The organism is Bacillus mycoides (assembly GCF_001757995.1).
GTDB lineage: Bacteria > Bacillota > Bacilli > Bacillales > Bacillaceae_G > Bacillus_A > Bacillus_A mycoides_B.
Map to the genome: position 1 here is coordinate 88792 of NZ_LXLV01000031.1, position 12017 is coordinate 100808.

General features: G+C 30.4%; 13 protein-coding genes. 11 read left to right on the plus strand and 2 right to left on the minus strand.

Features of this window, described 5'->3' with window-relative positions:
* The first annotated feature begins 371 nt into the window (after positions 1-371).
* The 5 genes from BWGOE10_RS12245 (at position 372) to BWGOE10_RS12265 (ending at position 4446) form a co-directional block, all read left to right on the plus strand.
* A complete protein-coding gene (locus tag BWGOE10_RS12245; protein WP_002085418.1) occupies positions 372-713 on the plus strand; it encodes a PadR family transcriptional regulator in 342 nt (113 codons plus the stop codon).
* Positions 710-1225, plus strand: a complete 516-nt coding sequence (locus tag BWGOE10_RS12250; protein ID WP_070142830.1) for a hypothetical protein — start codon at positions 710-712, stop codon at positions 1223-1225. The genes BWGOE10_RS12245 and BWGOE10_RS12250 overlap by 4 nt, the downstream gene beginning before the upstream one ends.
* A gap of 1 nt (position 1226) precedes the next feature.
* The gene (locus BWGOE10_RS12255; protein WP_070142832.1) at positions 1227-2687 is read left to right on the plus strand and encodes a serine hydrolase domain-containing protein; all 1461 of its coding nucleotides are present in this window, start codon (positions 1227-1229) and stop codon (positions 2685-2687) included.
* 131 nt (positions 2688-2818) lie between these two features.
* Positions 2819-3631: a MerR family transcriptional regulator gene (locus BWGOE10_RS12260; RefSeq protein ID WP_070142834.1), complete on the plus strand. Its 813-nt coding sequence runs from the start codon at positions 2819-2821 to the stop codon at positions 3629-3631.
* A gap of 239 nt (positions 3632-3870) precedes the next feature.
* The gene (locus BWGOE10_RS12265; protein ID WP_070142836.1) at positions 3871-4446 is read left to right on the plus strand and encodes an NUDIX hydrolase; all 576 of its coding nucleotides are present in this window, start codon (positions 3871-3873) and stop codon (positions 4444-4446) included.
* Positions 4447-4495: 49 nt separating this feature from the next.
* On the opposite strand, the gene BWGOE10_RS12270 is transcribed toward BWGOE10_RS12265, so the two are convergent.
* Positions 4496-5212, minus strand: coding sequence for an SDR family oxidoreductase (locus tag BWGOE10_RS12270; protein ID WP_070142838.1), 717 nt, complete (start codon positions 5210-5212; stop codon positions 4496-4498).
* 186 nt (positions 5213-5398) lie between these two features.
* On the opposite strand from BWGOE10_RS12270, the gene BWGOE10_RS12275 reads away from it, so the two are divergent.
* The 5 genes from BWGOE10_RS12275 (at position 5399) to BWGOE10_RS12295 (ending at position 9515) form a co-directional block, all read left to right on the plus strand.
* Complete coding sequence (locus BWGOE10_RS12275; RefSeq protein ID WP_081338118.1) at positions 5399-5773, plus strand: winged helix-turn-helix transcriptional regulator; 375 nt, start codon at positions 5399-5401, stop codon at positions 5771-5773.
* Positions 5774-6017: 244 nt separating this feature from the next.
* A complete protein-coding gene (locus BWGOE10_RS12280) occupies positions 6018-6770 on the plus strand; it encodes a class I SAM-dependent methyltransferase (protein ID WP_070142842.1) in 753 nt (250 codons plus the stop codon).
* 136 nt (positions 6771-6906) lie between these two features.
* Positions 6907-7740 carry an alpha/beta fold hydrolase gene (locus BWGOE10_RS12285; RefSeq protein ID WP_070142844.1) on the plus strand — a complete coding sequence of 278 codons (834 nt, stop codon included), beginning with the start codon at positions 6907-6909 and terminating at the stop codon, positions 7738-7740.
* A 115-nt stretch (positions 7741-7855) separates the two neighbouring features.
* The gene (locus tag BWGOE10_RS12290) at positions 7856-8650 is read left to right on the plus strand and encodes a VOC family protein (protein ID WP_070142846.1); all 795 of its coding nucleotides are present in this window, start codon (positions 7856-7858) and stop codon (positions 8648-8650) included.
* Positions 8651-8765: 115 nt separating this feature from the next.
* Complete coding sequence (locus tag BWGOE10_RS12295) at positions 8766-9515, plus strand: aminoglycoside phosphotransferase family protein (protein WP_070142848.1); 750 nt, start codon at positions 8766-8768, stop codon at positions 9513-9515.
* Positions 9516-9599: 84 nt separating this feature from the next.
* On the opposite strand, the gene BWGOE10_RS12300 is transcribed toward BWGOE10_RS12295, so the two are convergent.
* Positions 9600-10547 carry a phosphotransferase enzyme family protein gene (locus tag BWGOE10_RS12300; protein WP_070142850.1) on the minus strand — a complete coding sequence of 316 codons (948 nt, stop codon included), beginning with the start codon at positions 10545-10547 and terminating at the stop codon, positions 9600-9602.
* Between the two features lie 336 nt (positions 10548-10883).
* Here BWGOE10_RS12300 and BWGOE10_RS12305 point away from each other — a divergent pair, with 336 nt between their 5' ends.
* Positions 10884-11960, plus strand: a complete 1077-nt coding sequence (locus BWGOE10_RS12305) for a helix-turn-helix domain-containing protein (protein ID WP_070142852.1) — start codon at positions 10884-10886, stop codon at positions 11958-11960.
* The last annotated feature ends 57 nt before the right edge of the window (positions 11961-12017 follow it).

Below are 12017 nucleotides of genomic sequence, written 5' to 3' on the forward strand. Positions count from 1 at the left end.
TTGGAGAAGAACTTGTTGGTTTTAAAATTTTAATTTAGTTTGACAAAAGATTGAAAAAAGTCACTTGTAATACTTAAGAAATTTATTTGTAAATTATAAGTTGATAGATATAGCATGTGGGCAAACATGATTAAATATGTTTTTACTAAGTTTTAGTAGGAACTACATCGGTGAGATGCAGTGTTAATGCTTTAATAATAATGATTTATTATATAATTATTATTGTATAAAAATGATTTTTTCGGGATGATAAATAAAACTCTGGATATCTATATCTGATTAGATGAAAAGAATCTGAAATTTTTCTGATTTTTTAAATTTAACAGAAATATATACTTGAATGAAGTATATATTTCTGTTAAATTTATCCTATGGATAGAACAAGTTTAATTAAAGGGAATTTAGAAATGTGTGTATTGTCTATTTTGTCTACAAAGAAAAGTTATGGTTATGAAATTATGAAAGAACTCGAAGTACATAATTTAAAATTGAAAGGAGTAGGAAGTATTTATCCCATTTTAACTAAACTGAAAAATCAAGAGTGGGTTAATACTTATCAAGAGGTGACGGATAGTGGTAAAGTTAGGATTTATTACGAAATTAATGAAAATGGAAAATTACGTCTTGAGAAGAAAGTTAATGAATGGTTAGAGTTGCAATCTGATATTAAAATATTATTAAAGAGTGGTTTGAAAGGAGACCTTCTGAAATGAGGAATGAATTAAAAGATAAAGAACAGCAATTTTTAACTGGCGTACTTAAGGAATTAAAGCAATACGATATAAGTTTAGAAGAAAGGGAAAATATTAAACAACAAATTTTAGAGCATATCCAAGAATGTCGTGAACATGGTGAGGAAAGTATAAATGACCTAGGAACGCCTCAATTATTTATTCAAGACTTTTTGGAGATAAATGAAATTGATCTGCGAGTGAAAATGAAACAACTTCAAAATGTAAATAAAAAATCTAATACATTAATCATAATTGGCATATTCGTCGCATTTATTACGTACCTCATTTCACAAACTACACTTTCAATATTTTTAACTGAATCCCTTAATTCAACCAACAGTGAAAATAACTTTAATTTTAATCTTTTATATCGAATAGCAGAAAATCAATGGTGGAACTCTATATTAATAATGATTAGTTTAATGGTTTCTTTATTAATATCTATAATTTTAGTAATTTATAAAAAAAGAAAGTTATCCGAAGTACATTAAGATGAAGATATCGAAATATAAATTGTTTCTAATTTGTATAGTTTGTAATGTATTAATGTTATGTATTATACATTCAAAAGTTTACGCTCAGCAAAATATTAGAGTTACTTTAGATATTTATATTGAAAAATTTTTAAAGGAACATAAAATTCCAGGAGCTTCAGTAGCTATTGTACATAATAGAGATGTATTTTACACAAAATTATGGGGGGTTACTGGAAAATCTGAAAAAAAGATAACTAGTAAAACACCATTTGCAATTGGATCAATAAGTAAATCTTTAACTGGTCTAGCTATAGTGAAGTTAATAGAAAATAAAAAAATAAATTTAGAGGATTCAGTTCAACAACATCTTCCTTGGTTTAAAGTAAAAGATAATCAATCGGCCTCAAATATAACAATCCAACATCTACTAACACATACAAGTGGAATGAGTACCTATGAAGGTTTAGCATTATCAGATAAGCAATCAAAGACTACTACGGCTATAAAAGAAAATGTAATGAAACTGTCGAATGTAACATTAACTGCTCCCCCAGGACAAAAATATCAATATAGTAATGCAAATTATCTCGTTCTTGGTGCACTTATTGAGGAAGTTTCAAAAGAGACATACTCTACTTATATGGAGAAGCAAATTTTTCAGCCATTAAGAATGAATGGTGCAGCAGCAAATAGTGAAGATTCTTATAAAAAGGGTTATTTAACAGGTTATCAATCATGGTTTGGAATACCAAGAAAAAGTACGGTGTCGTATGATAATGGTGGGACACCATATGGATATATTACAGCAAATCTAGAAGATATGATTCAATTCATTAAGTTTTTGAATCACCAAGAGCATACACAATTTTTAAATAAAGATAGTATGGATCTTTATTTATCTCCATTATATAAAATAGATTCAGCGAAATATTATGGTTTTGGACTGAGGACAACAAATATAAATGGAAACGAAAAGATGGTTTGGCATTCAGGCTCAACTCCTGATTCACATGCAGAAATATTTATTTTAAATGAAACTGGCTGGGGTGTTGTGATTTTAACGAATAAAAATCATGTTTTAGAAGAAGCATCACTACCAGAATTTAAAAAAGGGATTATTAATATTTTAAATGGTGAAGAACCGGTTGTTATACCTCGAAATATACCAATAGTTCAAATTATTATGTCAATGTTAATATTCGCACTTTTCATTACAGCAATTATGTTAATAATAAAGTATAAACGTAAGAAAATTTGTAAAAAAATGACCTGGCTTTTTCTAGGGAGTTTATTTCTAATATTATCTATTACTTTAATTCCACTTCTTATTTATAGTACAAATTCACCGTGGCAGACGATTAAAATGTTTTCTGCAGATGTAGCGTTGCTCATTAGTATTATAGTTACTTTATTGAATGTAAATGGATTAATATCAATATATATTGCGTTGAAAAGTGAATTGATAAATAAGTCATAAGGGATTTTAATTATATAAATATAATACATTAAATAATTGTTTAAACTGTTATAAATAGTTGACTCTCACACAATGTCATTGTTTAAGATGGAATTGAGCTTCGAAGTTGATGTAATTTATAGGGGGAAATCATGTTTAAAATAGGGGATTTTTCAAAACTATCTTCCATTAGTATACGTATGTTGAGACACTACGATAAAGTGGAATTATTACAACCAGTAAAAGTCGATGAGCAGAGTGGTTATCGATTTTATTCAGCAGCCCAATTAAAGAAAGTAAATCAAATTCAAGTGTTAAAAGATATGGGATTTAATATTGCCACTATTAAAGAAATATTAGAGAGTGAAAATATTGAAGTAATAAAGTCACAATTTGAAAATCGTAGTGCTCAAATAAAAAAAGGAATGGATGATCTCCAAAAACAATTACGTCTCCTCGAAGACTCAATGAAAACGATGAGAGAGGATGTTATTGAAATGAACTATCATGTTTCATTAAAAGAAATTCCAGAAAGAAATGTAGCAAGTGTTAGAAAGGTTATTCCATCGTATAATTGCGAAGGTGATTTATGGAGTATATTAATGCAAGAAATTAATGTTAAAAATATTAGTATAGCTAATCCGAGTTATAGTATTGCTACATTCCATGATCAAGAATATAAGGAAAATGATGTGGATGTGGAAATACAGATAAATATTTTAGGGAAGTACGAAAATACAAAAGATGTTAATTTTAAAAAAATAGATCCATCCTATGTAGCTTCAATAACCGTTAACGGAAGTTACGAACAAATGACAGCTGTAAATGAGGCTGCAGCAAAATGGATTGAAACGGAAGGTTATGAATTAGCCGGACCGATGTTTAATATTTATCATGTTAGCCCAGCGATGGAATCAGATCCTAATAAGTGGGTTACAGAGGTTTGTTATCCGATAAACAAATAAACAATAAAGTAAAAAAGGCATCGTATATGCCTTTTTACTTTATTTCCATCCGAAAATATTTAGCACAAATGACTTGTTGATTAGTCTTTTAAACCAAACATAAGAATTCCACGTAATTCGATATTAATAAAAAATTGTTTCTCATCTTTAAAATGTTAAATAGTTTATCACAATCGCATAATATAATTATAGTAAACTATTTGTGTTTGATGCTAATTAAATGATTTGGAGGGGAAAGTTTGATAGATATTAATAGAAATGTACGAACATCTGGGGCTTATGTTCTTTATAAAAATCTATTTGTTTTTCAAGTTGGTCCAACGAGTAAAGGTGATCCATTAGGTGTAGTAAGGTTGGGAGGACATAAAGAAGACAATGAAACAGCAGTAGAAACCGCTAAAAGAGAAGTGAAAGAAGAAGCTGCTATCGATATTACTATATTGAATTCACCAAGAACATATTATAAAGAAAATTGGAATGCGCTATCGAAGAAAGTAATTGTAGAGGATGAAGTGGAGCCAATATTAATTATTAATGGTCCAGATGGAAATTTATCTATCATGTATGTTGCCTATTCAGAGATTCAACCTAAACCCCCTTCTGAAACGAATGGATTACTATTACTTTCATTAAAGGATATAGAGTTAATTTGCACCGGAAAAATAACATTAAATGATTTTATAAATCAAGGTGGAGTTACTATTTTAAAAGAAAAAATGAATAAAGAGTTAGTCTTACAACCTTTTCCACAGCTTATATTTTTAGCAGAGCTTTTAAAAGAAGATCCTACATTACTATATCACTTTCTAAATTAACAATAATAGCCTCCTTAATACTACTAAGAAGGCATTGAATTTTTACAAATTAATGATATGTGTATCCCCCATCAGGAAACAATACGTTGCCAGTAGTAAAACTATTTTGCATTAAATAAATGACAGTGTGTGCAATTTCGTCATTATATCCAGCTCGCTGTACAAGAGAAAGAGATTTATAATCTTCATAAGCAACTAGTCTTTTTTCGTTTTGTTCATTCTCTCTTCGTATTGTTCCAGGAGAAACAACATTAACTCTAATCGGTGCTAATTCAACAGCTAAAGCTTTCCCTAAACTTTCAATAGCCCCATTACAAGCACCATAAGCAAGCGCACCTTTAAGTGGTCTTTGACTAAATGCACCAGACATTAACACAATGGATCCAGAGTTTGGAAGAAAAGGAAGCGCAAATTTTACTGCGTAATATTGTGGCCAAAACTTTCCGATAAAGCTGCTTTCAGCAATTTCATCTGTAGCAGTTATTGGCCCAAGTGTATAAGAGGCACCTGGTGTGAACAAATGATCAAAATTACCAACTTTCTTGAAAAAATCTTGCAACTGTTTCTTATTTTGATTATCCACTATATAAGTTTGAAGATTGTTGTTATTTATTAATTCTCGAGCAGTCTTTAACTTTTCTTCCGAGCGCCCTGCAATAATAACATGTGCTCCTTGTTCAATTGTTTGTTTCGCCGTAGCTAATCCAATACCAGAACTCCCACCAATGATAACAATACGACTATCTTTTAATGTAGTAATAGACATATTTTAGCCCCTCCTTTAATAAAAACTTTAAAATAAAACTGCTATGCTTTTATTATTCGTTAAAAGATTGCAAGTGAAAAGTACGCACTTTATATGTACATAGTCGCAAATTTCGTACTAATCGCTTGTTATATGGATACATAATATAAAAAATTACTCATTATAATTTATGATTTGAGGGGAGTGGTGAGGAAAATGAATTTAGAAGAACCGAAATTAAAAGGAGTAATAGCAACATTACAAATAATCGGGGGTAAATGGAAGCCACTCATTTTATTTATATTATTAACAGATGGAACAAAACGGTTTGGTGAATTAAAGCGATTAATACCAGACATATCTCAAGGAACATTAGCAAAGCAGCTTCGTGAATTAGAGCAAGATCAACTAATAAAACGCGAAATTTATCAAGAAATACCACCTAAAGTTGAATATAGCTTATCTGAACATGGAAAAACGGTAAGCACTGTTTTGGATAGTATGTGTGGTTGGGGAAGAGGACATTTAGAATATATAGATAGAAATAAACTATATGTGGTGTGCGGGAATATATTATTTTAATAATTTGTATTTTATGATATATAATTAAATAGTGTTGCAGGTTATTATACAAAGAATCTTCCAAATGAGGTGGGGTAGATGAAATACCGTATTGTTCGAAGTAACTAGTTGTTCGGGGCGAAAAAATTCGTATCAAATATAAGGGGAGACGGAGGCCCTTTAATAAAAATAGCTACCTTGAGTCTATTTCGAGGGTCATCAGAATTAAACATTTCATGCATTTTTACAAAGGAGAAATAATAAAATGAATGAACTAGAGTATAAAAACTTTTATGATAAAGTAGGAAGATTAAACGGCTGGGACTTTAGTAAATTAAAATGTGAAACTGTAGGAGACGCTTGGGACTTTTATGGGGAAGTGAAAGTAAGATGTAAACCATTAGACATTCTACTTGATGTTGGTACAGGTGGAGGCGAGAATGTACTAAAAATAGCATCTTCAGCTAAACTACTAATTGGAATAGATAATTCTAGTGGCATGATTGAAACAGCACATACCAACTTGAAAAAAACAAGTGTACAAAACGTTGAGTTTCTCCAAATGGATTCTGATGCTTTAACGTTTCCGCATGCTCATTTTGATATTGCTTCTTGTTGTCATGCACCGTTTATAGCATCCGAATTAGCAAAAGTAATGAAAAAAGGTGCATTTTTCTTAACACAGCAAGTTAGTGAACATGATAAATTAAACCTTAAAGAAGCATTTGGCAGAGGACAATGCTTAGGAGAAAGAGATGGAACTTTAAAAGAAAAGTATATGGGTGAACTTATTAGTGCGGGGTTTGAACTCGTGCAAGTGCGTGAATACGATGTTACCGACTATTACAGTACGCCTGAAGATCTCATTTTCTTATTAAAACATACTCCTATTATTCCTAGATTTGGAGAAGTGGAAGAGGACTTTAATATTTTACAAAAGTTCATTGACACTAATAGTTCTGAAAAAGGGATTCGTACGAATTCAAAAAGGTTTATGATTATTGCTGTTAAATCATAATGTATTTTAATAAAAAAGCTGATCTTCTTTAAAAGAAAATCAGCTTTTTATGTGGGGAAAAATGCAGGGAAAATTTGAAAGCAATAGAAATAAGTAAAGTATTAATCAGAAAATCGGAATATGGAGGATAATTATTTTGAAACGTTACTATATTAACAACGAAAAAATAAACGTACATATTACTGAGTGGGGAAATAATGAAAAGCCCGTTATCTTTTGTTTACATGGATTAGGTAGTACGAGTTTAAGTTTTATAGAAATCGCAGAAAAATTAAAGGAAGAGTATAGATTTATCTCCATTGATGCACCTGGGCATGGTAAAACACCGCCCTTTGAAAGAACGGAAGATTATGAGATGCTGAATTTTGCAAACTGGTTAAATGAAATAATAAATGAACTGAGAATTGAACATTTCTATTTTTTATCACATTCGTGGGGAAGTTTTGTAGCACTATTTTATTTATTAAATAATCCAGAAAAAGTACTAGGAAGTATTCTTATTGATGGTGGATATCAAACAAAAAGACTTAAAGAAGAAACACTTCAAGAGGAAATCGCGCATTACGAAAAAGATTTCGATGAATATGTTTTTAATAATTGGGATGAATTTTTCAAAAGCGAAAAAGAAGCCTATACTAGGTGGTCTCCATCATTAGAACTTGCAGTAAAGGATCTTGGCATTGAAGTGGATAATAAAGTACGTTGGCATGCGAGAGGTACAACAGCTGGGAATATTGTAAGAGGTATGCATAAGGACGAAATGATAGATATATATGAGGAGTTACCATCTAATATTGTATTACTTCGAGCTACACTGCCTCAGATATGGGAGGAATATAGAGATAAGACAGTAACCATTTTTAAAGAGAAAACTGACGGTGTAGTAAAATTAATCCCTGATACTACACACATGTTGCACTGGGATAGACCAGAAGTTGTTATAGAGGAAATTAAAAGTAATTGGATTTAGACGATTCATACTAAAGTTGTAGTTTCTATATGAAAAATCCATCCTTAGGTTTGATTTTATCTATTTATAAGTGTAATACAATAAGAATAGATAGAATAAAATAGGGGGATTGAATATGATTACACATATTTCAGATATAAAACTCCAAACGGTTTCTATAGAAGGGGTAAAACAAGTTTATAAGGATATATTATCTTTTCCAGTAAAAAAAGAAACCGCATCATATATTCAATTTGAAGTAACACCATACACAACAATTAGTTTCCAGGAAGTGTATGAACCAATTGCCCCTGCGCATTTCGCCTTTGAGATTCCATATTCAAAATTTCATGAAACAGCAAAATGGCTTGAAAAGTCTGGGTTGCTTATTGTGAAATGGAAAGATGGAAATACAATTGGTGAGGAGAACAATCTATTCAATTTATACTTTAAAGACGGAGATGGAAATCTACTCGAAATTATCGCACATAGTTATGTTAAAGAAGATGTATTAATTCCGCAGTCACCTTTAAACATTTTATATGTAAGGGAAATCGGTCTTCCCGTTAAAAGTGTACCTGTATTTACGGAATGGTTGAAATCAAACCTAAATATGAAAACGATGGAAGATGGGGATATTTTCAACTTTGTTATAGGTGGAACTGCCTATGTCGTCGCAACTTGGTGGCAGCGACCTTGGATTCCAATTGCGATGAAAGCTTTACCACCGAAAGTACACGTATCTTTCGGAACACCAGATCAAAGATTTTTACAGCGAATCCAAATTAACTTTAAGAAAAATTGTGTTCCATTTGAATGTAAATATAATGAAGTATCATTTATTGAGCAGGGATATGCATTTTCAATTGTGCATACACCAGAGTTTCCTTCCGATATTCCTAGTAAATTAAACTTACCGCTTTCTATTTAAGGATGGAAAGTGGTAAGTTTTTAAATTTTCGTGGGAAAGGGTTTCAGCATAATTATACTGAATTTATAGAGGAGTATAAGGTGTTAGTTTAATTTACTGTAAGGAGAGAAATGAATTGAATCTAGAAAATCCGATAGCAAAAGGAAATACGGCTGAAATTTATCTATGTGATAATAAAGTTGTAAAATTGTTTGAAAAATATCTCCCTAATACAGAATCTCTATATGAAGCACAAAAACAAAAGTATGCATATTCACGTGATTTACACGTTCCTAAAGTATTTGAAGTTACAGAGGTACAAGGAAGACAAGCTATTATTATGGAATATGTAGAAGGAGAAAGTGTTGGTGAGCTTCTACTTAATAATTTGAATAAAGCAGAGCATTACATTGGCCTATGTGTTAATGAGCAAAAAAAGATTCATGCTATACGTGTGAATACGGATGAAATGGAATCAATGAGGGAAAGGTTAGAGCGTCAAATTAAATCTGTACATAAATTGGATGAAAAACAAAAGGAAAATATATTGAATAAGTTACATTCAATCAAATTTGAACCTAGATTATGCCATGGGGATTTCCATCCATTTAATCTAATTTTGAGTAAAAAGAATGTGAATATTATAGATTGGGTAGATGCTAGTTCAGGTGATATTCGTGCAGATGTATTTCGTACATATTTATTGTATGCGCAGTCTTATATAGAATTAGCGGAAATGTATTTACAAATATATTGCAGTAATACTGATCTAACAAGAGATGAGATCTTTCAATGGGCTCCTATTATTATTGCAGCTAGATTTTCTGAGAAAATACCTCCGCAAAATGAAGTGTATTTGAAAAGATTATTGAATCAGTATTTATAAGTAATAAAACAAAGGTTGTCTAGTAGCTAATTAATAAATGCTGTTGTTTAACTAAAGTTTCCTTATAGTTAAACAACAGCATTTTTAAATATTGATATAGGTATACTTATTTTGAATCTTCATCCTATAAAGATTCATTATCCGTACTTGTTCCTCAGTTAATTCTTCTTTATCCCAATACATATGCATTAAACTATATTCAAAAATCTCCTTTAATTTAATAAACAATGGAAATAGATCTATCATTTCTTTAGGAATCTCATTTTCTTCTTGGTATCCGTTGATTATTGCATTTGTAATAGAATTCTCATAGTCGACTATGTTACCATTCCCAACGAATGAATATTCTATTGCACTATAGATTGGGACTGCTAAATCGAATATATAAAAATGTTTCTCACAGTCTTGAAAATCAATCATTGTTAAATTTGAATTATTTTCGACTAATATGTTTTCTAACCATAAATCTCCGTGTATTAAGCCGTAATTTGAAGGATTCTTTGGCAGTTCCTTTATAGAAGTTAAAACGTCAGATGCAATTTCTCTTATAGTAGTTTCTTCTTTAGGGATATAGTTAAGAAAATTATATTCTTCATTTTCATACCAGTCGTTTATATGATTTACCGGTTGAATTCTTTCAAAGTCTTTAGATATACGATGTAATTTTCCAATTTGTTGACCAAGCTTTTTAAATACATTAGAATTCCATTCGTTTCTTGGTAAATGTATACCAGGAGCAGCTTTATATAATACAGCAAAAACTTCTTTGTCTAATGTTATTTTCACTACTAAATTCCCCTTTAAAGAAGGTATTATTGGAGGGACTCCTAAGCCCTTTTGATATAAAAAGTTCGTATATGTAACTTCTTCTAATTGCTCTTCATATGTTTTATAGTTTGTAATTCTAACGAAGTAAGTACCTTGTGCCGTGAGACATTGATACATTTCATTCGTTATTGGTGTCATTTCAATAAAATCCAATGGATATAGTTTATTAAATAGTTTAAGTATCTCTTTTTCTATATTATTCATTTTAACTTCCTTTCCACTCACAAAACTACTAGTTCCTTAACTTACAAATTTCGTGTTTTATTTGGTAGAATCCTTTAAAAAAGATTTATCCCGTAAAAGCCCGATTAGTATGGGATAATAATCAGTGGGGAGGAACAAACTCCCCACTGATTAAAGTTTCACTTTATTGGAAAGTTAAGTAAATGTATGACAAAATAAGATAGCTGAAAAAATATGAAATGAGTAATTACAAATGATATTTAAAGGTTCTAGAGGGTGGTTAATGTTATAAACCACAAGAAATATCAAAAGAAAGAAGTGGATACTTCTTATAATTTTTAGTGAGGAGGGAGATAAATGAATGAACATATACAGCTAATGATTGAATGGATTGAGGGCAATTTAAAAAAGGAGTTTTCATTAGATAAATTATCTAATTATATGGGATATTCTCCTTACTTCTGTTCGTTTAAATTTCATCAAGTAACAGGGATAAGTATTAGACGATATATTCTTCTTAGAAGATTGTATTTATCAACGGAAGATTTAATGAATGATAGAAAGATAATTGATATCGCATTTGATTACGATTACTCTTCGCAAGAGGCTTATAGTAGAGCATTTAAAACTGTTTTTGGTATAACCCTAGGAAAATTCCAACTTAACAAAATACCGGTTCAATCATTTATTAAACTCTCAATCAATGATGGCAAGGAGTGGGATAGAATGAATTTTTCTAGAAAAATTGAAGTTGATCAATTACGAAATGCGAAGAGTGAGCTGTTTGATAAAGATGTACTAAACATATTAAATGGTCAATTTATGTATGAAGAATTTAAAAGTGAAAAACTAATGGGAGAGTCTGATTATGCTCCATTTAATGAAGCTATGTGTGTAAATGCGACTACTGCACAGATTTTTGATGATGAGTTTATTAAAACAAGGGCAGAAGGACACCAAGGTACTGTAGAAAATTATATGAAAAAGGTTATTCATCCTTTAGAGGATCTTTTTAAGAAAGAGTATAAATGTATTGTTTTATGGTTCGGTGAAGATATGTTTTGTCAAATGAATCTACTTACAGTACTTTCTTACCTTGAACAGTCTGGTTATAAGGGCAAAGTATACTTAAATAGCTTCAGAGAGGATGAATTTAAAGTAAGTCAAATTGAACTTGAATTAGGGAACTATTCTTCTGTTTACAATGAAGTTCTAGTAAATCATAAAAAGCCATCTCATGAGGTACTACCTGTAATGTATCAGGCGATAGATTTATATTTAGAAATGCTAAAAGAAAATAATGTAGTAGTAAAGTATATCTCCAAAAATAAAGGTTTACCAACACAAGAGTTATTAAAAAGGTTGTTTAATCTTTTTCCAACAATAGGATATGGGGACCTACAATATATAGAGCTTATTAATAAAGCGAGATGAAAATTGAAACTAATTAGAAGAGAATAAAGTAAAAAGATGCACCTGATAGGTACATCT